General features: G+C 51.8%; 22 protein-coding genes. 15 read left to right on the top strand and 7 right to left on the bottom strand.

Annotation, left to right across the window (positions count from 1 at the left end):
- Window positions 1-50: 50 nt before the first annotated feature.
- On the bottom strand, window positions 51-371 hold the full coding sequence (locus tag J1781_RS21690) for a hypothetical protein (protein ID WP_217234173.1): 321 nt from the start codon (window positions 369-371) through the stop codon (window positions 51-53).
- Between the two features lie 504 nt (window positions 372-875).
- On the opposite strand from J1781_RS21690, the gene J1781_RS21685 reads away from it, so the two are divergent.
- The 5 genes from J1781_RS21685 (at window position 876) to J1781_RS21665 (ending at window position 6982) form a co-directional block, all read left to right on the top strand.
- Window positions 876-1598: a DUF3053 domain-containing protein gene (locus J1781_RS21685; RefSeq protein ID WP_129954041.1), complete on the top strand. Its 723-nt coding sequence runs from the start codon at window positions 876-878 to the stop codon at window positions 1596-1598.
- Window positions 1599-1775: 177 nt separating this feature from the next.
- Window positions 1776-2570 carry a DsbA family protein gene (locus J1781_RS21680; RefSeq protein ID WP_129954039.1) on the top strand — a complete coding sequence of 265 codons (795 nt, stop codon included), beginning with the start codon at window positions 1776-1778 and terminating at the stop codon, window positions 2568-2570.
- Window positions 2571-3096: 526 nt separating this feature from the next.
- Window positions 3097-5010 (top strand): PTS mannitol transporter subunit IICBA, encoded by a 1914-nt coding sequence (locus tag J1781_RS21675; RefSeq protein WP_129954037.1) that lies wholly within the window; start codon window positions 3097-3099, stop codon window positions 5008-5010.
- 138 nt (window positions 5011-5148) lie between these two features.
- The gene (locus J1781_RS21670; RefSeq protein WP_129954035.1) at window positions 5149-6297 is read left to right on the top strand and encodes a mannitol-1-phosphate 5-dehydrogenase; all 1149 of its coding nucleotides are present in this window, start codon (window positions 5149-5151) and stop codon (window positions 6295-6297) included.
- Between the two features lie 136 nt (window positions 6298-6433).
- Window positions 6434-6982, top strand: a complete 549-nt coding sequence (locus J1781_RS21665) for an MltR family transcriptional regulator (protein WP_014411435.1) — start codon at window positions 6434-6436, stop codon at window positions 6980-6982.
- Window positions 6983-7112: 130 nt separating this feature from the next.
- Here the strand turns inward: J1781_RS21665 and J1781_RS21660 are convergent, their stop codons facing one another.
- Window positions 7113-7721, bottom strand: coding sequence for a LysE family translocator (locus J1781_RS21660; RefSeq protein WP_217219899.1), 609 nt, complete (start codon window positions 7719-7721; stop codon window positions 7113-7115).
- A gap of 144 nt (window positions 7722-7865) precedes the next feature.
- Here J1781_RS21660 and J1781_RS21655 point away from each other — a divergent pair, with 144 nt between their 5' ends.
- The gene (locus tag J1781_RS21655) at window positions 7866-9365 is read left to right on the top strand and encodes an aminotransferase-like domain-containing protein (protein WP_217234172.1); all 1500 of its coding nucleotides are present in this window, start codon (window positions 7866-7868) and stop codon (window positions 9363-9365) included.
- 65 nt (window positions 9366-9430) lie between these two features.
- Window positions 9431-9790 (top strand): YibL family ribosome-associated protein, encoded by a 360-nt coding sequence (locus J1781_RS21650; protein WP_129954030.1) that lies wholly within the window; start codon window positions 9431-9433, stop codon window positions 9788-9790.
- A gap of 63 nt (window positions 9791-9853) precedes the next feature.
- Here the strand turns inward: J1781_RS21650 and yiiM are convergent, their stop codons facing one another.
- The 5 genes from yiiM to fdhD all read right to left on the bottom strand — a co-directional run bounded on the left by yiiM (window position 9854) and on the right by fdhD (window position 15443).
- Complete coding sequence (gene yiiM, locus J1781_RS21645; protein WP_129991535.1) at window positions 9854-10525, bottom strand: 6-hydroxyaminopurine reductase; 672 nt, start codon at window positions 10523-10525, stop codon at window positions 9854-9856.
- A 106-nt stretch (window positions 10526-10631) separates the two neighbouring features.
- Window positions 10632-12578 carry a methyl-accepting chemotaxis protein gene (locus tag J1781_RS21640; RefSeq protein ID WP_129954026.1) on the bottom strand — a complete coding sequence of 649 codons (1947 nt, stop codon included), beginning with the start codon at window positions 12576-12578 and terminating at the stop codon, window positions 10632-10634.
- A gap of 267 nt (window positions 12579-12845) precedes the next feature.
- Window positions 12846-13466, bottom strand: coding sequence for a superoxide dismutase [Mn] (sodA, locus tag J1781_RS21635; protein WP_129954025.1), 621 nt, complete (start codon window positions 13464-13466; stop codon window positions 12846-12848).
- A gap of 734 nt (window positions 13467-14200) precedes the next feature.
- Window positions 14201-14566: an AAA family ATPase gene (locus J1781_RS21630; RefSeq protein WP_217234171.1), complete on the bottom strand. Its 366-nt coding sequence runs from the start codon at window positions 14564-14566 to the stop codon at window positions 14201-14203.
- Window positions 14567-14600: 34 nt separating this feature from the next.
- The gene (fdhD, locus tag J1781_RS21625; RefSeq protein ID WP_129954021.1) at window positions 14601-15443 is read right to left on the bottom strand and encodes a formate dehydrogenase accessory sulfurtransferase FdhD; all 843 of its coding nucleotides are present in this window, start codon (window positions 15441-15443) and stop codon (window positions 14601-14603) included.
- Between the two features lie 145 nt (window positions 15444-15588).
- Between fdhD and fdnG the strand changes: the two genes are divergently transcribed.
- From fdnG to J1781_RS21585, 8 genes are all read left to right on the top strand, one after another.
- Window positions 15589-18636 (top strand): formate dehydrogenase-N subunit alpha, encoded by a 3048-nt coding sequence (fdnG, locus tag J1781_RS21620; protein WP_217138529.1) that lies wholly within the window; start codon window positions 15589-15591, stop codon window positions 18634-18636.
- Between the two features lie 12 nt (window positions 18637-18648).
- Window positions 18649-19560, top strand: coding sequence for a formate dehydrogenase subunit beta (fdxH, locus tag J1781_RS21615; protein WP_129954017.1), 912 nt, complete (start codon window positions 18649-18651; stop codon window positions 19558-19560).
- Window positions 19557-20216: a formate dehydrogenase cytochrome b556 subunit gene (gene fdoI, locus J1781_RS21610; protein ID WP_129954015.1), complete on the top strand. Its 660-nt coding sequence runs from the start codon at window positions 19557-19559 to the stop codon at window positions 20214-20216. Before fdxH ends, fdoI begins: the two co-directional genes overlap by 4 nt.
- Window positions 20213-21127, top strand: coding sequence for a formate dehydrogenase accessory protein FdhE (gene fdhE, locus J1781_RS21605; RefSeq protein WP_129954014.1), 915 nt, complete (start codon window positions 20213-20215; stop codon window positions 21125-21127). The genes fdoI and fdhE overlap by 4 nt, the downstream gene beginning before the upstream one ends.
- Window positions 21128-21212: 85 nt before the next feature.
- The gene (locus tag J1781_RS21600) at window positions 21213-21854 is read left to right on the top strand and encodes a glutathione S-transferase (RefSeq protein WP_217219914.1); all 642 of its coding nucleotides are present in this window, start codon (window positions 21213-21215) and stop codon (window positions 21852-21854) included.
- Between the two features lie 101 nt (window positions 21855-21955).
- Window positions 21956-23494, top strand: a complete 1539-nt coding sequence (gene exaC, locus J1781_RS21595) for an acetaldehyde dehydrogenase ExaC (protein WP_217219915.1) — start codon at window positions 21956-21958, stop codon at window positions 23492-23494.
- A 257-nt stretch (window positions 23495-23751) separates the two neighbouring features.
- Window positions 23752-24414, top strand: coding sequence for a DsbA family protein (locus J1781_RS21590; RefSeq protein ID WP_217218557.1), 663 nt, complete (start codon window positions 23752-23754; stop codon window positions 24412-24414).
- Window positions 24414-25361, top strand: coding sequence for an LpxL/LpxP family acyltransferase (locus J1781_RS21585; RefSeq protein WP_217234170.1), 948 nt, complete (start codon window positions 24414-24416; stop codon window positions 25359-25361). Before J1781_RS21590 ends, J1781_RS21585 begins: the two co-directional genes overlap by 1 nt.
- Window positions 25362-25377: the final 16 nt, after the last annotated feature.

Here is a 25377-nt window from a genome sequence, read left to right as displayed (position 1 = left end):
AAGTTTTGATCTGTTCATCGGAATTCAGCATGTTTATCGCTCACTTTTGTTTAATATAAGAGAGTGGAAGATCCTTGCAGGCTTTTCAGGTTTTTCTTTATCTCATCTTTCTCTTTATATAATCCCTCATGAAAGGTGTTACAGTATTTCGTCGAATTACTGAAGCACCTATTTGCTAATTCTTCCACTTTTTTTTCTAATAAAATATAATGTCTCATGTTTTGAGATATATTAGCGAAATCACATTGACGACTGAATTTTTCTTCTAACTCTTTGATTTCATTTTCTAATTTGGATTTTATCTGTAGCATTTTTTGTTTTTTATCTTGCATGTCAGCGATTTTGTCTTGCGTTTCTTTTTCTGAGAACATACCTACTCCTAAAGTTAATGATTATATAATCCCACCTTCAGTTTATCACGGTGGTAAATTGCCTTAACTTAATTGTTTATTAAGATGTTTTTAGTGATCTATAAAAATATAAATCTTTAATTCTCAGCTTGTTAATAAATATGAATAAATAGAAATAGGTATGAAGATTTATTTCTATTATTCATTCAGGAGATAAAGCCACATAGTGAAATGACAGGTAAGCGTTGTACGCAAAAAAAGCGAAGGGGGCCTGGAAACGATAACTCAACGTACTTGTTTTGTGAGTATCACATCTGCCTGAGATGTTCTATCCTATACCCGTCATACTTCAGATTGCAGGTGGCGGCTGCGCCAGAATGACTTACTTATGTAAGTTCATAGGGATTCGCGTGCTTGCTGCCTTCCCGCATCTGGAAGTATTTTGGGTTGATACCTGGCATGGAAAGCCGCATATCGGCAGGGAACTGGCCGGAAGAAGAACATTGAAATCAGGAGTCAGGACTCATGGCTGTAGGGATCAGAAGCGGTGTATTGTCTCGCTGGCTGGCGCCGATTATCGCACTGCTGGTGGTGTTTCAGCTCACTGCATGCGGCGATAAAGAACCGGAACAACGCAAAGCCTTTATCGATTATTTGCAAAATACCGTCATGCGCAGCGGGCAAAATCTGCCGTCGCTGAGTGAAGATCAGAAACAACGTTTTGGTAATTACGCGAATGACTACGGCATCATTCTGTCATTCTCCCGCCAGATGAAAGGTGCCGTTGAAGGTAGCCTGGTACCGGTGGTCAGCGCGATTGGTCAGGTGCGTACGCCGCAGGATTACATGACGCAGCGCAGCGCGTTGCAACAGGCGGAAAGTACGCTGAGCATGCTCAATGCCCAGTTGCGTGATTCGAAAGTCAAAGCCGATACCGCGATGGCTGCACTGAAACAGCCGGATGATCTGAAAGCCGTTTATAGCCAGGTATACAACAGTGTGGTGACCCAGCCTGCTAACGTGTTGACCCCGCTGGTGCCTGCGCTGCAAAGCTTCACGCAGGATATCGTGTCAGTGGGTGATTTCCTGCAACAGCAAGGCACTCAGGTCGCCTTTGCTAACGGCGGCGTGCAGTTCCCGACGCAGCAACAGGCTACGCAGTACAACACCATGATGTCTAATCTGGTGGGCAAACAGCAGACATTGCTTCAGGCGCAAAAAGTCGCGCAGGGCGATTTCAGCCACTAAGCCACACTAAAATCTGCAAAAAAGCCACGTCATCTTGTACGTGGCTTTTTTATTGCCCCGGACCCTGCCCATAGATTTATAAAAAATGACAATTTTTAGCCTGCAAATCCGGCTGAATTCCTCTACTTTTGAAGGCAACTGTCCGATTTTCCCCGTATTTCACTTTAAGGATTTTTGATGAAACGTCAGACGATGACTCTGTTGGCTTCTCTGGTGCTGGCGCCGACGCTGGCTTTTGCTGCCGACAGCGCAACCGCAGATTTCACCCCGGCGCAGCAGGAAGCCATTGGTAAAATTGCGGCGGATTACATGTTGCAGCACCCGGAAATTCTGGTGCAGGTCAGCCAGAAATTGCAGGCACAGCAGGCTGATCAGCAACAACAGCAAACCCTGAGCGCCGTGCTTGAAAACGCCAAAACGCTGGTAAACGACCCGGCGACCCCAAGCTATGGTCCGAAAGATGCCAAAGTCGCGTTCGTAGAATTCTTCGATTATCAGTGCCTGTATTGTAGCCACATGGCGCCGGTGGTTGAGCAGACCGTGAAAGCGAACCCGAACGTGCGCTTCGTCTTCAAAGAATGGCCAATCTTCGGTGATCGCTGGAAAGCCTCCATCACGGCTGCGGAAACCGGTATGGCCATCTGGAAAGAAAAAGGCAGCCAGGCGTATTTCGATTATCACAACAGCATTTACCGCACGGGTCATGATGAAGGTAAGCTTACAGATGCTGATATCGCCGGTGCAGTGAAAGCTGCCAAAGCGACAGCGCCAACCGATGCACAGCGCAAAGCCACACACGAAGCGATCGCCGCTAACGATGAGCTGGCACGTACGCTGGGCTTCAGCGGCACCCCGGGTTTCGTGGTGATGCCAACCAGCGGTGCAACTGCTGAAAACACCAGTGTGCTGCCTGGTGCCGTTTCTGCTGAAGAACTGCAGGCCGCCATTGTGAAGGCGCAGGGCGGGAAGTAATTTTCTCTGTAAAACACGATTTCATCACGGCGGGCTGTCTGACAGTTCGCCGTTTTGTTTTTCCGCCCCCGCCTGTAATTTTCTTTCAGCATTTCCTCTGTAAACTCAGTTTTCCTTTCCTAAGACACGTCTGAATTTTTTTTAAGCGAAATACACAAGTCCGCCCAAAAATACTTTGTGATGAATATCACGTTTTAATGATAAAGACTCGTTAACAAAAAGTGACTTAAGTCACATTATGAGGGGTGTTGCGCTTAAATAATCGCCAGTGTAGCTCGGTTACAGACTGTTTTTGTGATCGAAGTCACCAAAATGCAGGGGGTAAGGGTCCCGTATGTGTGATCTGCGTCACGAGCTGTGGGGTGGCTACGCGAGGCCTATAATCACATGGTAGAGTCCGCCTCGCAGACAGCAATTCGACGGACGGATTTTTAAAGCAGTGGCACAAAAACCGAAATAACCGTCACCGATAATTAACTGATATCACGCGCTCTATTGTCAGCGCGTATCAATAGGGGTGCGTTTTATGTTTTCACCAGACGTTAAGATCAAAGTTCAAAACTTTGGTCGCTTCCTGAGTAACATGGTAATGCCCAACATCGGCGCATTTATCGCCTGGGGTATCATTACTGCTCTGTTCATTCCTACCGGCTGGATCCCTAATGAAACATTAGCGAAACTGGTTGGCCCGATGATCACGTATCTTCTGCCATTGCTCATCGGTTTTACCGGTGGTCGTCTGGTTGGTGGTGATCGTGGTGGTGTGGTCGGCGCAATCACCGTAATGGGGGTTATCGTTGGTGCGGATATGCCAATGTTCCTCGGCGCAATGATTGCAGGCCCGTTAGGCGGCTGGTGCATCAAGCGTTTTGACCGCTGGGTTGACGGTAAAATCAAAAGCGGCTTCGAGATGCTGGTTAACAACTTCTCGGCCGGTATTATTGGTATGCTGCTGGCAATCCTGGCTTTCCTGGCCATCGGCCCGCTGGTTGAAGCCCTGTCTAAATTGCTGGCTGCAGGCGTGCACATCATGGTTATCCATAACCTGTTGCCGCTCGCCTCTATCTTTGTTGAACCGGCGAAAATCCTGTTCCTCAATAACGCCATCAACCACGGTATCTTCTCTCCGCTGGGTATCCAGCAGGCGACTGAAACCGGTAAATCTATCTTCTTCCTGATCGAAGCGAACCCAGGTCCGGGTATGGGCGTCCTGATGGCGTACATGTTCTTCGGTCGTGGCAGCGCTAAGCAATCTGCGGGCGGCGCGGCAATCATCCACTTCCTGGGTGGTATCCACGAAATTTATTTCCCATACGTTCTGATGAACCCACGTCTGTTGCTGGCGGTAATCCTGGGTGGTATGACCGGCGTGTTCACCCTGACGCTGCTCAACGGTGGCCTGGTATCCCCGGCTTCTCCAGGTTCCATTCTTGCGGTTCTTGCGATGACGCCAAAAGGCACGTACTTCGCTAACATTGCGGCGATTGTGGCAGCATTTGCGGTGTCCTTCGTGATCTCCGCATTCCTGTTGAAAACCACCAAAGCGAAAGATGGCGACGATCTGGACGAAGCAACACGTCGCATGCAGGATATGAAAGCCCAGTCTAAAGGCGGCAAACCGGCTGTTGCAGGCGTAGCGGGTGACCTGTCTACCGTACGTAAAATCATCGTTGCCTGTGACGCCGGTATGGGGTCAAGCGCCATGGGTGCCGGTGTGCTGCGCAAAAAAGTGCAGGATGCAGGTCTGACCAACATCAGCGTCACCAACAGTGCAATCAACAATCTGCCTGATGACGTGGATCTGGTGATTACTCACCGTGACCTGACCGAACGTGCCATGCGTCAGGTGCCACATGCACAGCACATTTCGCTGACTAACTTCCTCGACAGCGGCTTGTACACGGACCTGACTTCCCGTCTGGTAGAAGTGAACAAAGCCAGCCAGTACAAAGAGAAAGTGACCACTACGCTGGGCGACAGCCTTGTGGCTGACAATGAAAACGAAAACCTGTTCCGCATCAGCGAAAGCAACATTTTCCTCGGCCTGAATGCGGGCACCAAAGAAGACGCGATTCGTTTTGCCGGTGAACAACTGGTGAAAGGCGGTTATGTTCAGGCAGAATATGTGGAGGCGATGCTGGCACGTGAGCAACTGACCTCAACGTATCTGGGGGAATCCATTGCTGTGCCGCACGGTACCATTGAAGCGAAAGATCGCGTACTGAAAACCGGTATCGTGTTCTGCCAGTATCCGGCGGGTATCCGCTGGGGCGATGATGAAGATGACCGTGCACGCCTGGTCGTCGGTATTGCAGCGCGTAACAATGAGCACATCAACGTGATCACCAAACTGACCACGGCGCTGGATGAAGACGGGGTGATTGACCGTCTGGCGAACACCACCAGCGTTGAAGAAGTTCTGACCATCCTTCGCGGCTAACGTTGAGCGGTTAATCAGTAGAGCGTCACTAAGCGGGTCTTGATAAAAGACCCGCTTGTTGATTCGGAGCCGGGCGGCTCCCGGCTTTACCCAAAGCTTTTTACCATAAAGTATGGCCCCCGATTTGAAGGAAATATTATGAAAGCATTACATTTTGGTGCAGGTAACATCGGTCGCGGTTTTATTGGCAAATTACTTGCTGATGCCGGGGCTGAACTGACGTTTGCGGATGTCAGCCCTGCGTTGCTGGACGCGCTGAACAGCCGTAAAGGTTATGACGTGCACGTTGTCGGTGAGCAGGCCACCATTGAGCCTGTCACGAATGTGAATGCCGTGAACAGCGCCGGTCAGGAGGCCATCAACCTGATCGCTGAAGTCGATCTGGTGACCACCGCCGTCGGCCCGACCGTGCTGGAAAAAATCGCGCCAAACGTCGCCAAAGGTCTGGTGCTGCGTCATCAGCAGGGCAATGAAAAGCCACTGAACATTATTGCCTGTGAAAACATGGTGCGCGGCACCAGCCAGTTTAAACAGCACGTATTCAATGCGCTGCCGGAAGATGAAAAAGCCTGGGTTGAAGCGCATATCGGCTTTGTCGATTCTGCGGTTGACCGTATCGTTCCGCCTGCCGCTGCTGGCACCACCGATCCGCTGGAGGTTACCGTTGAAACCTTCAGTGAATGGATCGTCGACAAAACCCAGTTCAAAGGCGAATTGCCGGAAATCGCCGGCATGGAACTGACCGATAACCTGATGGCGTTTGTCGAACGTAAACTGTTCACCCTCAATACCGGCCATGCCATCACCGCCTATCTGGGTCAGCAGGCAGGCCATGCGACAATTCGTGATGCAATTCTTGATGAGAAAGTGCGTCTGGTGGTTCGTGGTGCGATGGAGGAGAGCGGTGAAGTGCTGATCCGCCGTTACGGTTTTGACCCGGAAAAACATTTCGCGTACATCGAAAAAATTCTGACCCGTTTCGAAAATCCGTACCTGCATGACGATGTTGAACGCGTTGGCCGTCAGCCACTGCGTAAACTGAGCGCAGGCGATCGTTTGATCAAACCTTTGCTGGGTACGCAGGAATATCGCCTGCCGAACGACAACCTGGTGAGAGGAATTGCGGCCGCGATGCATTATCGCAGCGAGCAGGATCCGCAAGCGAAAGAACTGGTAGAATTGCTGGAGAAAGTGGGGCCAAAAGCAGCCCTCGCCCAGATTTCAGGTCTGCCAGAAGATGGCGAAGTCGTGGCGAAAGCCGTCGCTCTCTACGAATCGATGCGCTGATACTGCGTTTATTTTGATTTCGCCAACACCAGGCAAAGAAAGCCCTGTCGGGCAGGATGTCTCTGTCCGACATGCGCGCATCATGGATGACGCCAGGGGCGCTGTCGGCACCGGCTCTTTAATGCAAGTAAGCCCTATGGAAAAAGCTCAGGCGTTTGAAAACCGTGTCCTTGAAAAGCTCAATGCGGGTAAAACCGTGCGCAGCTTTTTAATGACCGCTGTGGAGTTACTGGCGGAAGCGCTGGATATTCTGGTCGTGCAGGTTTTCCGCAAAGACGATTACGCGGTGAAATATGCAGTCGAACCTTTACTGACCGGCACCGGCCCGCTTGGTGATTTGTCTGTTCGCTTAAAACTGATTTATGCGCTGGGTGTAATCAGCCGTCACGAGTATGAAGATGCGGAATTACTGATGGCGTTGCGTGAAGAGCTGAATTACGACGGCGAAGAGTATCGTTTTACCGATGATGAAATTCTCGGCCCGTTCGGTGAATTGCATTGTGTGACAGAACTGCCGCCGGCACCGACCTTCCTGAAACCCGGGGAAGCCGACGAATCGCTGATCGCCATGCAACGCCAGCGTTATCAGCAAATCGTCCGCTCCACCATGGTGCTTTCCGTGACCGGGCTGATTGCCCATATCAGTAATCAGCAGCCTTCCAGGCTTTCTCCGGTGCAAAAGTGAATCCCCGTCATACTTCGGGCCGCAGATGCGTTAGCTGCGTTCAGTCACCCGAATCACTTACTTGAGTAAGCTCATCAGGATTCCATCACTTGCCGCCTTTCTGCAACCCGAACTATTTTGGGGATTCGTTTTAGTGAATCGCATGACGCACTTCGCCCACCAGTAGCCAAAGCGCGGTTAACGCCATCATGCCGCCCATGATCGTGTTGAACATTTTCAGCTTCCATTCTACCCGTAATGCCTGACGTAACCTGTCACCCATCACTACCCACACCAGAATGCAGGGCAGATTGATCAGCGCGAAGCCGATACAAATCAGCAGTGTATGATGCAGCATGTTGCCATCAGGCGGGGTGAATAAGATCGCCACATTAGTCGCCATCAGCCAGGCTTTTGGGTTCACAGCCTGAAATAATGCACCATTAACCATGTTCATCGGTTGCTGTTTGGTCCCTTCTTTTGGCGAACCGGAACGGTAAATTTTCCACGACAACCAGAACAGATAGGCGCAGCCCACTGCCGCCATCGGCAGACGCACCACCGTCATCCAGCTAAGCAGAATCGCCAGCATGGAAGTCATCAGCGCGCATTGCACCACGCAGCCAAGTGTAATGCCCAGCATCATCGGCACGCTGCGGCGCAGCCCGAAATTCACCCCGGAAGCCGCCAGCAACAGATTATTCGGGCCGGGCGTAATTGACATCACAGTGACGTAACTGACAAAAGCGGTATCGATCATGTTGTTTTCCTGCATCCCCTGTTTTCCAGATAGCCAGAGTAAACGCTGAACAGAGAAGGTAACAGAACCAGAAATACGCTATTGTTATGGTTACAGATTGCGTAACCCAAAACTGTACCCATCACTTTTTACGGAACTGACACCATGACTGACACCGCGGATTTCAGCGACACCCGATATAACCAGCTGGCAGAACAACTGGCGGACGCTATCCGCCGTGGCACACTCGCGCCGGGCAGCCGTTTGCCGTCCGTGCGGCGCAGCGCACAAACCTGGTCAGTCAGCATCAACACTGTGGTAGCGGCTTACCGGCGGCTGGAAGATCGCGGCTTTATCGAGGCACGCCCGCAGTCGGGTTTTTATGTCCGTGCCGCGTTGCCTGCGCTGAACCATCAGCCACAGGAACAACCACAAACGCCAGCCGCAAAACCCGCAGATGAAGTGCTGGATCTGATCGACACAGTATTCGCCTCACAAATTGACCCCACCTATACCAACTTATCGCTGGCCTGCCCGCAGTCGAACGATTTTTACCCGACCGGCAAGCTGGGGCGAATTATGGCATCATTGCTGCGTCGTCAGCCCAATCTGATCGGGCAATACGCGCTGCCGCCGGGCAGCCCGGCGTTACGCCAGCAAATTGCCCGCCGTGCACTGGCGCTCGGTATGATTTTAGAACCCGCAGATATCACGATTACGCACGGTTGCATGGAAGCGTTACAGCTGGCGTTGCGCGTCACCACCAAACCCGGTGACAGCGTCGGGCTGGAAACGCCGACCTATTTTTACCTGCTGCCGATGCTGGCAAGTCTCGGGCTGAAAGCGGTGGAAATCCCCACGGATCCGCAAACTGGCCTGTCGCTGGATGTGCTGGAAATGCTGCTGACCGAGAAACGTCTGAATGCGGTGATCGCCATGCCGACGGCGCAAAATCCGCTGGGCTTTACTATGCCGCTGGCGGCAAAAAAACGGCTGGCGCGGCTGATGAACGATCACCATGTCCCGCTGATTGAAGACGGGTTGTACGCGGAAATTCAATTTGGCGCGACATTGTCTCCGGCGGTAAAAGCCTTTGACCGCGACGGCTGGATCCTGTTTTGCACCAGCTTTACCAAAACGCTGGCCCCCGATTTTCGCATCGGCTGGGTGGAAGGCGGACGCTTTGCCGATAAGCTGCATAAACTGAAAGCTGTATCGTCAATGGCAGAGTCCGCTTTGCTTTCCCAAACGCTGACGCTGTTTCTGGAGTCAGGCGGTTACGATCATCATCTGCGGGCTTTACGCAAGCGCTACGCGTCGCAGGTTGAGCAGGCACGCGCGCTAATCGCCCGCCACTTTCCACAAGGCACCCGTGCCACACAGCCGGCAGGCGGATTTGTGATTTGGGTGGATTTCCCGCCGGGTGTCGACTGCGTCACGCTGTTCCGCCAGTTGCTGAAAGATAAAATTTGTATGACGCCGGGAAAACTGTATTCACCCAGCGGCCGCTACACCAATGGCCTGCGTTTGTCGTGCTGCTATGTTTTTGATACACGCTATATTTCAGCAATGATCCGCATTGGTGAGCGGGCCTGTGAGATGTGCGGTTTGCCTCCGGGGCTGGCAGAAACGCAGGAGCAAGCTGAAGAATCCCGCACTTCCTGATACACTGACGGTTATTATTCCCCATTTACAATCGTGCCCGCTGCGGCATGAACGGATCTGAAATCATGAAAGAAGTTGAAAAAGCCGAGATCAAACGTCTCAGCGATATGCTGGATGCACTGAATCACAAAGATGCGACCGTGATTCAGGCGGGTAACGCCGAGTTAATCGCTAAGCACGAAGAAGAAAAAGAAAAGCTCGCGGCAGAAATCGCGCGTCTGAAAGCCGTGCGTGAGAAAAAACTCAGCACCGAAGCGCAGAAGCTGGAAAAGCTGTTCAGCCGTGAAATCACCAAGAAAGAACAGGCTGATATGGGCACGCTGAAGAAAACCGTACGCGGTATCGTGGTGGTTCACCCGATGACGGCGCTGGGCCGCGAAATGGGCCTGAAAGCGGTGACCGGTTTTTCTAAGAAAGAATTCTAAACTAATACTCCGGGGGTGAAGTTTTGCCCTGCTCCTCCCCCTGCGAAGGGGAGGGCGTTAACATTACTTCCCAAACAATCGTCGTCCAAAATCTTCGATCTTGCGGTTTACCAGCCGCATTTGCATGGTTTTACTCCAGCTGGCGGAGATCCCTGCGGCAGACATCAGACGGCGATACTGTTCCTCATCAAATGGCATGTTGAAGGCGATAGAAATCGCTTCTGCAACAGACACCTCGCTGTTGCGCGTCAGTAATTCCAGCGGCCGGTCGCCGCTGACATTTCCGGTACTGACGACCCGATATAACCAGCCACAACGTCCGCTTTGTTGTAACAACGGCGACAGGTTTTTGCAGTCGAGAAAATGATTCAGCTTGTAGCAGGGCGCGCGCGGCTGGGTGACCTGAATCAGCGCGTCGCCCCAGCGGAAAATATCGCCGATAAACACGTTATCTTCGGTCATGCCCAGCGTTGAAAGATTTTCGCCAAACGCAGGGGGATGAAAGCGGTCTTCTTCTTCGGGAAATTGCTGGCGCAGCCAGGCGTAATGTTCGCGGGGGAAATGGCACAGCGCGCGGTCAGCGCCACCGTGATAAGACTTTTCGGCTTGCTGATCATTTTCCAGCCCGAGCGGCGTTAAAGCGATGCTGCCATCAACCTGACGTTTGGCAATCGCACTGGATGAAAAATCGGGATAATGTTCGATGGTACCGATATATACGTCGGGATAATGCATAAGCTCTCCGCTGCTGAAAGGTCACTTGCTCAAGCATAACCTGCATTCGACAGCGGGAGTAGAAGGAATACCTGCACACAAACGGGTGCGCAGGTTAAATCGTTAATCAGAACGTTTCCCAGTTATCCTGACTGGTTTTGCTTTGTGCCGGCAGTGCCAGAGTCGGACGGCGCAGCGCGGCGGATGCTGGCGCATCCAGTCTGTCGCCATTATCAGCCAGACGGAATACCGAGACTGCCTGGGTCAGCGTCGCGGCCTGATCTTCGAGTGAATCAGCGGCGGCGGAAGACTGCTCAACCAGCGCGGCATTCTGCTGTGTCGTGCTGTCCATTTCGACAATCGCCTGCGAAATCTGACTGATGCCACGGCTTTGTTCGTCAGAAGCAGAGGCGATTTCACCCATAATATCGCGCACATGCGAGACCGATTTTACGATGTCCTGCATGGTTCGTCCGGTGTTTTCCACCAGCTTCGCACCGGTATTCACCCGCTCAACGGATTCGGCAATCAGTCCTTCAATTTCTTTCGCTGCCTGCGCACTGCGCTGTGCCAATGTGCGGACTTCCGAGGCGACGACGGAGAATCCGCGCCCCTGTTCACCGGCCCGGGCGGCTTCAACGGCGGCGTTCAGCGCCAGAATATTGGTCTGGAACGCGATGCCGTTGATGACGGAGGTAATTTCAGCAATACGTTTTGAGCTGCCGGAAATCTGCTGCATGGTGTCGACCACCTGGCCGACCTGTTTGCCACCGAGCGTCGCGGTACCTGAAGCTTCGCTGGCCAGTTTGCTGGCGTGATGGGCATTATCAGCGTTCTGTTTCACCGTTGCGCTCAGTTCTTCCATGCTGGCGGCGGTTTCTTCGACGGCCGCAGCCTGCTGTTCGGTGCGTGAGGAAAGATCGGTATTCCCGGCAGCGATTTCCGCCGCCGCGTGAGATACCTGTGAAACACCGGAGCGGATTTCATAAATCATGGTGCTGAGGTTCTGGCTCATTGCGGATACCGCGTTCATCAGCATGCCCAGTTCATCGCGACGTGTGGTCGGATGCGCCACAGTCAGGTCACCCTGCGCAATCGCCTCTGCTGTTTTCAGCGTATCACGCAGCGGCTGGGCAATCTGGCGGGTGATTCGCCATGCAATGATAATCCCGACCAGCAGTACGATCAGCGTAATCACCATCATGATGTTCTGCGCATCACGTATGTCTTTATGCGTGTTAATCAGTTCATTTTTAAAGATTTTCGCTACCAGAGCGTTCATCTCTGCGGCTTTTACTGACAGCAATTGTGAATTTCTTTGTTCATCTTCATAAGCCGGCATGAACGCCTGAACGTGATTTTTATAGGTTGCCAGTGCACTCATCAGCGGGGCAAGTGTGGCCTGCTGATCCGGCAACAATAATGCGTTGAGTTTTTTAGCATTCGCTTGCGTATCATCAATTGACTTCAACAGCTTGGCTTCAGTTTCTTTATTAATGTTCAGCAACAGGCCGCGCACGTTATAACGCACACTGATCAATTTCTGAATCACTTCAGCCAGTGAAAGCCGAATGGAAGGATCGGCATCTTCTACGCGTAACTGATCCTGCAAACGCGTCACCACGGCTTCCGTCTCGGAAAGATTCCAGCTGGCCCGCACCGCATCTTTGCGATCGACGGCTTCTTTGAATGCGGCCTGCGCCTGCTGGTACTCATGGATTTTCACCGGCACCTGATCGAGATTTGTTTGACTGGCGGTATCCCAGTCCAGCTTGTCTTTCGACTGGGTTATCAGTTGCGACAGTGCGTCAATGTTGTCCTGGTTTTGTTTGAGATACACCGGATTGTAATTGAGCTGATAAAGCGTACGGCTGAGGCGGGCATCATTGAGTAATGCATTCATCTGATTACTGAAATCGACTTTTTCCGCACGCTGACTGATGTCGTTAAATTTAATCATTCCCGCAGTGGTAATGACGGCCGCGATCAAAAGCACCAGGCCGAAACCCAGACCCAGTTTGGTGCCGACCTTAAGATTGTTCATCCACTGCGAAAGACCCGATCCGTTACTCATAATCATTCTCCGTCAAACATCCCTTTTAAATAGACATGCGGTTTTGTGACGCCTTTGTGAACAATCTATCGGTAGGCTTTTTCATAAACTTTATAGGATGTGTGGCGTATTTTTGATTAATGCGAGCGGGGTCTAATAATGGTGGGAAACAGAAGAATAATTCGCTGTGAAACAGTGAGCATGCGTACAAATTCAGGACATAAAAAAGCGGGTCACAGACCCGCCATTGGCTAAGACATCTTGCCCGTGCTGGGCGGCAGTGCGAAATTACTTCGCTTCAGCCAGACGTTTTGCAGCTTCGTCCCAGTTTACAACAGCCCAGAAGGCTTTGATGTAATCAGGGCGTTTGTTCTGATATTTCAAGTAGTAAGCGTGTTCCCACACATCCAGACCCAGCAGCGGGTAACCGGAAGCGCCGGAAATGGCTTCGCCCATCAGCGGGCTGTCCTGGTTAGCTGTAGAAACGACGGCCAGTTTGCCATCTTTCAGTACCAGCCATGCCCAACCTGAACCGAAACGGGTTGCCGCTGCTTTCTCGAAAGTTTCTTTGAAAGCGTCAACGCTGCCGAAATCGCGTTCGATGGCAGATTTCAGTTCGCCTTGCAGTGTGGTGCCGGTTTTCAGGCCTTTCCAGAACAGGCTGTGGTTAGCGTGGCCACCTGCGTTGTTACGCAGAACGACTTTCTTGTCTGCAGGAACCTGATCCAGCTTGGTGATCAGTTCTTCAACCGGCAGTGCAGCCAGTTCCGGCAGGCTTTCCAGCGCAGCGTTAGCGTTGTTAACGTAAGTCTGGTGATGTTTAGTGTGATGGATTTCCATCGTTTCTTTGTCGAAATGCGGTTCGAGTGCGTCGTATGCGTAAGGCAGTGATGGCAGTGAATAACTCATGTTCATCGTCTCCGTAGTGTAGGGCGGCACCGTCATTGTGAGCACCGCGTAATCAGTCGGATCATTATAGTTAATTAAATGATATTGAAAATGATTATCTCTGTCCCCGCCAGCGGATAGATACGCGTAAGCGCCTGTTATTCGGGGCTTAGAACCAGATAACCGCAAACAATCCTAAATTGTCTAAAGGCACGCGGTGCTTAAAGGGGCCTTTAGCTGTTCTTGATGAAATAGCGATAACTGAAGTCATCTAAGAGTTCTGTTTCCGGATTTCTGCGCTGAAATATTTGCGCTTCCCGTTTACGACGCGCAGTACGGATATCCAGATTTAATCCATATAGCTCAAGAGTAACACATGCTCTGTGACAGTTTTCCGTGCTGGCGAGCGGAGATACTTCAATTTCACCTGTCAGGTAATTTGCCACGAAGTAATCATCAAAATGATATTCGAGATCATCAGGGTTGAGCAGTGCGGGATCATATCGGTTACCTTTTTCACTCTGACAGCGGTCACAGCAGGGATAAAGATTTTGCCAGTGGAAAGCCAGTTCCGGAAAGGCGTGGCGTTTCTTGGGCTTAAAATGTTCGATGGTCTGGCGGCTTTCAGCACCGGTCAGTCCGTCGCAAAATGCACAATGTTGAAGGCTTGCGTCGAATAACTTTTGGCGGACATTTTCATAGCATTTGGGTGAATACCAGCGGAAACGTTTTCGACATCAAACTGTTCCTTCACTTCAAAAATCTCTTCCAGAATCAAGGAATGCTTTTGCAGATTGATGGTATTCATAAATAATTTCTGAATAGCTTGAATCAGAATAACCAAGGCTGTCACCGCCTTGAGCCAGAAACTTATACCCGCTATATGACCCGTTTTGATGGTCAAACATGTAATGAACACGGTTGTCTTTTGTCGCCAGCCGCGAATTAATTAAAGACATGTCCCCCGTTGCTTCATCAAACACCGCCGCCAGCGCATACAGCAGAGTACTTTTCCCGCAGCCGTTCGGGCCGGTGAAGATATGGATCTCTGCCTTTTCAGCATCAGCTTCTGCACTTTTAATCGGTGGGAAATCAAAATGCGTATTCTCGAATACGCCCACATTGATGGATAACTGTTCAAATTCTGCTCTGAGTTTACCTCAGCCGCTGCGGATGCGTATACACCGTTGCCCGTCCCGGTTTGCTGAAACCGACCAGCGTCAGATTGCATTTTTCGGCGACGTCGACCGCGAGCGTGGTGGCGGCGGAGACGGCGAACAGAATTTCGATGCCGCACATGGCGGCTTTTTGCACCATTTCATAACTGGCGCGGCTTGATACCAGCGCGGCACCGGATTTCCAGTCGCTCTGTCTGGCACGGATACCCAGCATTTTATCCAGCGCCACGTGACGGCCCACATCTTCGCATCCACCCAGTAGCTGACCTTCCGGCGTGATCCAGGCAGCGGCGTGGGTGCAACCGGTAAGCTGGCCGATTTCCTGTACGGATTTCAGCTGATGCAGCGCATTATCCAGATTCGCCAGCTCAAACGTTTGGGTAAACGGCAGTGGCGCGAGCGGGCGGAACAGATCGTCTAACTGTTCGATGCCGCAGACTCCGCAACCGGTGCGGCCCGCCATAGCCCGGCGGCGTTCTTTCAGCCCGGCAAAACGGCGGCTCGACAGTTCGATATTAACTTCTATACCGTGGCAGTTTGGCGTCACCTCCATCCCGTAAATCTCACCGGTGGATTCAATAATCCCTTCTGACAATGAAAAGCCCAGCGCAAAGGCTTGTAAATCTTTTGGCGACGCCATCATCACCACATGTGAAATGCCGTTATAGACCAGAGCGACGGGCACTTCCTGAGCAATCCAGTCATCTTCAGGTTCATTGAGATGTGTGCGTTGCATCACCGGTTTTTGGCTCGCTCCGATGATCTGAGTCACTTTTTTGTCATCTTTTTCGCCCAGTTCGTTTACGTGATGGACATCCATTAGCAATAACCTTATAAACATTCCGGCTACATAAGCCGTACAAAAAATCAGGACTTTATACCTTAATTTTACCGCTTTCGACGTTGTTCATGAAAGCGCCAATTTGAAAAGCAATGTGTGCCTAAATGATGGGAAGGAGTCTTTCATGCAAGTCAGCAGAAGACAATTATTCAAAATATGTGCGGGTGGTATGGCCGGCACCACAGCAGCATTATTAGGATTCACGCCGACTCTGGCGCTGGCGGAAACCCGCCAATACAAACTGCTTCGCTCACGTGAAACCCGCAACAACTGCACTTACTGTTCCGTAGGTTGCGGCATGCTGATTTACAGCCAGGGCGACGGCGCAAAAAATGTCACTGAAAATATCTTTCATGTAGAGGGTGACGCCGATCATCCGGTCAGTCGTGGCTCGTTGTGCCCGAAAGGTGCAGGTGTGCTGGATTACATCCACAGTGAAGGCCGCCTGACACATCCGCAGTACCGTGCACCCGGCTCCGATAAGTGGCAGCGCATCTCCTGGGATGAGGCGATTTCCCGTATCGCCCGCCTGATGAAAGATGACCGCGACGCCAACTTTGTCGAGAAAAATGACAATAACGTCACGGTCAACCGCTGGCTGACCACCGGTATGCTGTGTTCTTCAGCGGCCAGTAACGAAACCGGTCTGCTTGATCAGAAATTCACCCGCGCACTGGGTATGGTGGCGATCGACTGCCAGGCACGGCTGTGTCACGGCCCGACCGTTGCAGCATTAGCGCCTACGTTCGGTCGTGGCGCGATGACCAACAACTGGGTCGACATCAAAAATGCCAACGTGATTTTGATTATGGGCGGAAATGCGGCAGAAGCGCATCCGGTCGGATTCAAATGGGTGATTGAGGCCAAAACCAAAAACAACGCTAAAGTCATCGTGGTCGACCCGCGCTTTAACCGCAGTGCTGCCGTGGCCGATATTTACGCGCCTATCCGCGCCGGTTCCGACACGGTTTTCCTGCTGGGCATGATCAACTACCTGATCACCCACAATAAAATCCAGACCGAATACGTCCGGGAATATACCAACGCCAGCCTGCTGGTGCGTGAAGACTATGAATTTAACGACGGGCTGTTCAGCGGTTTTGACGCAGCGAAAAAAGCCTATAACAAGGAAAGCTGGCACTATCAGCTTGATGAAAAAGGCTTCGCGAAACAGGATAAAACGTTGCAGGACCCGCGCTGTGTGTGGAATCTGCTGAAAGCGCACGTATCCCGTTACACGCCGGAACTGGTGGAGCGCCTGTGCGGCACCCCGAAAGAAGATTTCCTGCTGATCAGTTCCATTCTGGCGGAAACCTGTGCGCGCGACAAAACGTCGACCATTTTGTATGCACTGGGCTGGACGCACCATACCGGCGGCGCACAAATCATCCGCTGTGCGGCGATGATCCAGTTGCTGCTCGGCAATATCGGTATGCCCGGCGGTGGCGTGAATGCCCTGCGCGGTCACTCTAATATTCAGGGCTATACCGACCTCGGTTTGTTGTCTCTGAACCTGCCCGGCTACATGCCTTTGCCGTCTGAAAAACAGACCCGTTTTACTGATTATCTGCAACAAATCACCCCCGTGCCGCTGGTGGACGGACAGGTCAATTTCTGGAAAAACACGCCGAATTTTTTCGTCAGCATGATGAAAAGCTTCTGGGGCGAACATGCCACGGCGGAAAATGACTGGGGCTTTGACTGGTTGCCGAAATGGGACAAAAGCTACGATGTGTTGCAACAGGCCGAGCTGATGACCGAAGGCAAACTCAACGGCTATATCGTGCAGGGCTTCAATCCGCTGGCGGCATTCCCGGATAAAAACAAATCTTCGCGCGCGCTCTCGAAACTCAAATACATGGTGGTGATCGACCCGCTGGTCACCGAATCCTCGAATTTCTGGCAGAATCACGGCGCGATGAACGACGTACAAACCGCCGATATTCAGACCGAAGTGTTCCGCCTGCCGTCTTCCTGTTTCGCCGAAGAAAACGGATCAATAGTCAACTCCGGTCGCTGGCTGCAATGGCACTTTCAGGCCTCTGAGCCACCGGGTGAAGCGCTGCATGACGGCAAAATTATCGCCCGTCTGTTTATGAAACTGCGCGAACTGTATCAGAAAGAAGGCGGTGCGAACCCGCTGCCGGTGCTGAATATGGCGTGGGATTATCAGGATCCACTCGACCCGTTGCCGGAAGAGATCGCCCGCGAAGCCAACGGCAAAGCGCTGGCCGATATTCATGACGATCAGGGCAATCTGTTGGCGAAAAAAGGCCAGCAACTTTCAACATTTGCCCATCTGAAAAATGACGGCAGCACGGCCAGTTTCTGCTGGATTTATACGGGAAGCTGGACGGAAGCCGGTAATCAGATGGCGCGCCGCGATAACGCCGATCCGTCCGGTCTGGGCTGCACGTCCGGCTGGGCATGGTGCTGGCCGCTCAACCGCCGCATTCTGTATAACCGCGCCTCCGCCGACCCGCAGGGACAGCCGTGGGATCCGAAACGCGAAATCATCCGCTGGGATGGTGCGAAGTGGACCGGTTTTGACGTCCCGGATTACAGCGCCGCTGCGCCGGGTTCGGGTGTCGGGCCGTTCATCATGCAACAGGAAGGCGTCGGGCGTTTATTTGCGACCGACAAAATGGCCGACGGTCCGTTCCCCGAGCATTACGAACCTATCGAATCACCGATTGGCACCAACCCGCTGCATCCGGACGTTATCTCGAACCCGGTTACGCGTATTTTTGCCAGTGATTTGCCGAATATGGGCACCGCCCGAGACTTCCCGTATGTGGCGACCACCTATTCAATTACCGAATTGTTCCGCCACTGGACCAAACACGCGTTGCTCAACGCCATTGCGCAGCCTGAGCAGTTTATCGAGATCGGCGAAAGTCTGGCCGCCTCGAAGGGCATTGCGCAGGGTGATGAAGTGAAAGTGTCTTCGAAGCGCGGATTCATCGTGGCCAAAGCCGTGGTGACCAGGCGCATCCGGCCGCTGACCATCGACGGTAAGCACGTCGATACCATTGGCATCCCATGCCACTGGGGATTTGAAGGTGCGACGCGTAAAGGTTATTTAGCCAATACGCTGACGCCGTCAGTCGGTGACGCTAACTCGCAAACGCCGGAATTCAAGGCGTTCCTGGTTAACGTGGAAAAGGTCTAACGGAGGCGAATTATGGCAATGCAATCTCAGGACATACTGCGTAAGTCCGCAACCAACGGGTTGACGCCAGCGCCGCGCGCCCGTGACCATCAGCAGGAAGTGGCGAAACTTATCGACGTCACCACCTGCATTGGCTGTAAAGGCTGTCAGGTCGCCTGTTCCGAATGGAACGACCTGCGCGATGAGGTCGGTATCAACACCGGCGTTTACGATAACCCGATGGATCTCAGTGCGAAATCCTGGACGGTGATGCGTTTCTCTGAAGTGGAACAAAACGGCAAGCTGGAATGGCTGATCCGCAAAGACGGCTGTATGCACTGCGCCGATCCGGGCTGCCTGAAGGCTTGTCCGGCGGAAGGGGCGATTTTGCAGTACGCCAACGGCATCGTCGATTTCCAGTCGGAACATTGCATCGGCTGCGGTTACTGCATCGCCGGTTGCCCGTTCAACATTCCGCGCATCAACCAACAGGATAACCGTGCCTATAAATGCACGCTGTGCGTTGACCGTGTGAGTGTGGGCCAGGAACCGGCGTGTGTGAAAACCTGCCCGACCGGCGCGATTCATTTCGGTACGAAAACCGCCATGCAGGATTTAGCCGCAGAACGGGTCAGCGAGCTGAAAGGTCGCGGGTTTGATCATGCCGGTTTATACGATCCGCAGGGTGTTGGCGGTACGCACGTGATGTACGTGCTGCATCACGCCGACAATCCTGAGTTGTATCACGGCCTGCCAAAAGATCCGGCCATCAGCGCGGCGGTCACCTTGTGGAAAGGGGTTTGGAAACCACTGGCTGCTGTCGGCTTCGCAGTAACTTTCGCCGCCGCAGCATTCCATTTCCTGGGCGTGGGGCCGAACTACGTGAAAGAGGATGAGCACAGAGAAGAGGAAGAAAAACATGATGATGAGGAGAAACGACCATGAAAAAAGAGAAGTTAATCCAGCGCTATAATCTGGCGGAACGTCTCAATCACTGGATTGTTGCCTTTTGTTTTGTGACGCTCGCCCTCAGCGGCATCGGCTTCTTTTTCCCGTCGTTTAACTGGCTGATGAACATTTACGGCACACCCCAGATGGCGCGTATCCTGCATCCGTTTTTCGGCGTGGTGATGTTCATCTCTTTCCTCGGCATGTTCTTGCGCTACTGGAAGCACAACCTGCCGGAAAAAGACGACATTGTGTGGGTGAAAAATATCGGTAAAGTGCTGACCAACCATGAGGTCGGCGATACCGGGCGCTACAACTTCGGTCAGAAATGCGTGTTCTGGGCGGCGATCAGTTGTCTTGTGCTTCTGATGGCCAGTGGCGTCATTATCTGGCGTCCGTGGTTTGCCGGTTATTTCCCGATCCCGCTGATCCGTCTGGCGCTGCTGGTGCATTCGCTGGCCGGCATCGGCCTGATTCTGGTGATTATCATGCATGTCTACGCTGCGACCTGGGCGAAAGGCTCTATCCCGGCGATGACCGGCGGTAAAGTGCCTGCGTCATGGGCGAAGTATCACCACCCACGCTGGTACCGTCAGGTGCGTGCTGAAGCGTTGAAAAAAGAACAAGATAAAGATGAGAGGAAAGCCGGATGAGCATCCAGATTGTCCCCCGGGACGCGCTGGCAGACGGTAAAACCACGGCGGGGAATATCCCGCCGGTACTGTTCGCCAATCTGAAAACGCTGTATCAGCGCCGTGCCGATCGCCTGCGTAAACTGGCCGAAGACAGCCCGCTCGACGGATATCTGAATTTTGCTGCGGCGATTTGCGATGCCCAGCAGCGCGTGCTGAAAGATTTCCCGCTCACTGTCGACCTGCGTGATGAATTAGCGAAAGCGGCGGGTAAACCGCCGCTCGATTGCCGGTTGTTTCCACGAACGCCGCACTGGCTTACATTGCTGGATGCGCTGATCAGGGTGCTCAAACACGGCGCGTCAGAGCCGGTGCTCGGTGTGCTTGAGCGCCTTGAACACTCCCCGAATCTTCAGCGCGAAATGATGGCGACAGAGCTGCTTTGCCAGGATTTCAAACACGTTCCGGCTGACAAAGCCCCGTTTATCTGGGCTGCGTTGTCGCTGTACTGGGCACAGATGGCGGCGCAACTGCGCGGTGTCGGGCGGGCAGATTATGGCGAAAATCGTCTGTTCTGTCCGGTGTGCGGCAGCGTTCCCGTTTCTGCGGTGATCGCGTTTGGTGCCCACAGCGGCCTGCGCTATCTGCACTGTAATCTTTGCGAAAGTGAATGGCATGTCGTGCGCGCAAAATGCAGCAACTGCGATGCAATGGAACATGTAAACCTCTGGTCCATCGGCGATGAACAGGCCACGGTGAAAGCCGAAGCCTGCGACGATTGCAATGCTTACCTGAAAGTGATTTATCAGGATAAAGACCCGCAGGCAGACGCGGTAGCGGACGACCTTGCGACGCTGTTACTTGATGACCGTCTGGAGGACAAAGGTTTTTCCGGCAGCGGCATCAATCCGTTCCTGTTTCCCGCTGAATAACCGGTAAAACCGGCAGCCGTGACTGGTAAACCCCTGCATGGCTGCTAGTTTTAATAGAGGTTCCGGCGAAAACGAGGAGGGTCTGATGAAATTGATCGGCAGTTATACCAGCCCGTATGTGCGCAAAATTTCGGTGATGTTGCTGGAAAAAGGCATCCCGTTTGATTTCATTAACGACACGCCCCACGAACCGGGCTGCAAAATCACACAGTACAATCCTCTCGGAAAAGTCCCCGCGCTGGTGGCCGATGATGGCGAAGTTTTTTATGATTCGCCGATTATTGTGCAGTTCATCGAACTGATGAATGTCGCACCCACGCTGTTGCCGTGGCAACCGCTGGACGCGTTACGTGTGAGGCAAATTGAATCGCTGGCCGACGGTGTCACTGATGCCGCCGTGGCGCTGGTGCTGGAAGGTCGCCGCGATGCTGATAAACGTAACGAAGCCTGGATTTTGCGCCAGAGGGAAAAACTGTTGCGCGGGCTGGATGCGCTGGAAAAGCATGCGGCAAGCCGTACATTGCTCAATTCTGAAAGCCTCAATGTGGCCGACATTGCCGTCGCCTGTTGTCTGGGCTATCTCAATTTCCGGCGTATCGCGCCGGGCTGGTGTGTTGAGCGTCCTGAACTGGTAAAACTGGCAGAACGCCTGTTCCAGCGCGAGAGTTTCGCGCGCACCACCCCACCCGGGAGTGGTAACGCCAGCTTTGCAGCTAAAAAGGTGTGAAGCCGCTCGAAGAGTTCTCTTTACATCCCACCGGTTCGATTTTCACTGCCTAGACTTTATGCAGCGCTCTGCTAATCCCTGCTGCATAAAGGAGTTCCATCATGGCTTATGATAAAAATCCTCATGCCGTCAAACCGGAAGAATACGGTTTCCCGCTTAAACTCAAAAAACAATACGACAACTTCATTGGCGGTGAATGGGTCGCGCCGGTGAAAAAACAGTATTACGACAATCTGACACCGGTGACCGGTGAGGTACTGTGTCAAGTGGCCAGCTCCGGCACCGATGACGTCGATCTGGCGCTGGACGCCGCCCATAAGGCCAAAGACGCATGGGGAAAAATGCCGGTGCAGCAGCGTGCAAATTTACTGCTGAAAGTCGCCGATCGCATGGAACAAAACATTGAACTGCTGGCAAACGCCGAAACCTGGGATAACGGTAAACCGATCCGCGAAACCAGCGGCGCCGACGTGCCGTTAGCCATCGACCATTTCCGCTATTTCGCCTCTTGCGTGCGTGCGCAGGAAGGCGGGATCAGCGAAATCGACAGTGAAACCGTTGCGTATCATTTCCACGAACCGCTCGGCGTGGTGGCGCAGATTATCCCGTGGAACTTCCCGCTGTTGATGGCGTGCTGGAAAATGGCACCGGCGCTGGCGGCAGGTAACTGCATTGTGCTCAAACCCGCCAAACTGACGCCGCTGTCCGTTCTGTTGTTGATGGAGCTGGTGCAGGACATTTTGCCTGCGGGCGTCATTAATGTGGTTAACGGCGCGGGTGGTGAGATCGGCGAATATCTGGCGACGTCTAAACGTATCGCGAAAGTGGCGTTTACCGGCTCGACGGAGGTCGGCCAGCAAATCGCCGGCTATGCCGCACAAAACCTGATCCCGGCCACGCTGGAACTGGGCGGTAAATCACCCAATATTTTCTTTGCCGATGTGATGGATAAAGAGGATGAATTCTTCGACAAAGCGCTGGAAGGGTTTGCGCTGTTTGCCTTCAATCAGGGTGAAGTCTGTACCTGTCCGAGCCGTGCGCTGGTTCAGGAATCTATCTACGAACGTTTTATGGAACGTGCGATCAAACGTGTTGAGGCTATTAAAACCGGTAACCCGTTGGATATTGAAACCCAGATGGGCGCGCAGGTTTCTGCCGGACAGATGAAAACCATTCTGGATTATATCGAAATCGGTAAAAAAGAGGGCGCAGAGGTACTGACCGGCGGCGCGAAGAAAAAACTCGAAGGTTCGCTGAACGAGGGATATTACCTGCAACCCACTATTTTGCTGGGTAAAAACAACATGCGTGTTTTCCAGGAAGAAATCTTCGGACCGGTGCTGGCCGTCACCACGTTTAAAGATATGGACGATGCGCTGCGAATTGCCAATGATACCGCTTACGGATTAGGCGCAGGTGTCTGGAGTCGTGACGGCAATGTGGCCTATCACATGGGCCGCAATATTCAGGCCGGACGCGTATGGACCAACTGTTATCACGCTTATCCGGCGCATGCCGCATTTGGAGGTTACAAACAGTCCGGTATCGGGCGCGAGACTCATAAAATGATGTTGGATCACTATCAGCAAACGAAATGTTTACTCGTTTCTTATTCGAGTAAACCGATGGGGCTTTTCTGAGGAATGATCGCGCATTCTGACCGTAATTGATTTTTCCGGCTGACGATGGCATATAAAAACGCCATCGTCAGTGAGTTTACTTAATACATCATTAATCTATTGTGCATTGCGCTCATTTAGCGGTTAACTTAAAGTGCCTATATAAATATTTTATATGTTAATTAAATAATAAAACATTATGAATGCGTTAATTGTAATGTTTTATTGTGTTCTTAACGTGACCGTGGACGGATGTTCATATCTAAGGATAGAGAGTCATGTTTAAACGGTTTTTATATATTGTGATATATACGATTTTCATTTGTGCTGTTTCAATAGGTTGCACCGTTGCCTATTATCAATATATTGTTCTCAATTCCGATGCGGCGCCTTTGGTCAGAGTGGAAGATAAGAAGGTGGCACGGAGTCCGTTAAAGAACAGTGATGTTTTCGTTGAGATCATGTCCTATGGTTGTCATTTCTGTGCCATCAATGATAAAGCCGTTGATGAATTAGAAAAGCGTCTTCCTGAGGGAGTTCGCGTTGTGCGACTGCATATCAATAATGCCGGTCAGAGTGGTTTAGCCCGTTACGCACCGTTATTTGCAACACTTGAGGTTATGGGGCTGGAATCTCAATATCGGGAAAAAATCTATACAGCTGTGATCAAAGATAACATTGATTTAGCTGACGACACTGTTTTAAATAACTGGCTGGAACATAACGGTATTGACGTCGGGAAATATCACGAAATCAACGCATCTCCGGCGGTCAAAGCGTTACTTCAATATATGTCAGCTGTCAGTAACTATTATGACGTCTCTGCAACGCCGGCATTTATTGTAAACAAGCAATGGCTTGCCTATCAGGATCGCGACTTTAAAGCTTTTGGTGATCAACTTATCTCCCTGCTTACCAGGCATAAACCACTGGAGATATAATGCGCTTTGTTCCGGTATGGATCTATTTGCACAGCATGTCTTTGGGGGCGGCTATAAACTATAAAATTTTCTTATTTTATAGCCGGATAATAAAAGTTGGACTGTCTCTTTATAAGTTATTGCCATTAGAAATTATTTTTGGAATGTTGCATGTGATGCGTTTTCTGCGATGTATAGGGAAACATCAAAAAGCACTGACGCTGGTCGCCAATGAAAATAAACGGTGTTTGTTAAACGACACCGGCATCGTCGATTTCACCTGGATTGCGCAACGCCGGAAAGCCCTGGATTACGCGGCAACTTATGGCAAAAATCAGCGTGTCGTCAGCCAGCTGGAAAATTGTGCATATCAGTTAGATCAATTCGTTAAACCGCTGCATCAGAGCAGGAAACCCGTCATCCTTGCGCCGCTGCATATGGTTTCGGATATCCTGGCAGGTATTGTTGCCAGTAAAACCTATCCAGGCAAAGGCACCGTGATTGTTTCTGCCAATGCAGAGCAATATAAAGAGCAGGACAGAATGAGAGGCGGTGTAAATCTGACGTATTGTTCCATCCACGAACAACGTCAGGGCGTGGCAAAAAATATGATTTCTGCCTGTATGGATGCCGCTGAGAATAAAAGTAACATCATTATATTTCCTGATATCACCCCTGATTATACTTTGGGCACTCATAGTGCAACCTCATCAAAGTTGACCTGCCGGTTATTTGGCCGCCCGGCCAGATTACATAATGGGATAGTCCGGTTAGCAAAGATGCTCTCGGCAGAAGTGGTGTTTTATTATCTTTATTATGACCATGGGGTAAAAATTCATATATACCCTGCTGTTGGTGCGGAAAGTGTTGAAGAGATGATGCCCGAGATTATTGAACGATCAATCAGGTCAAAGCCGCAGGACTGGCTGTTATGGCATCTTCACTCACTTTACTTTATCAATGAATAAGAATCAGAAGATATAA

The organism is Rahnella perminowiae (assembly GCF_019049695.1).
Classification (GTDB): domain Bacteria; phylum Pseudomonadota; class Gammaproteobacteria; order Enterobacterales; family Enterobacteriaceae; genus Rahnella; species Rahnella perminowiae.
The sequence above is the reverse complement of the archived record's forward strand: the minus strand, read 5'-3'. Positions and strand labels throughout refer to the sequence as shown.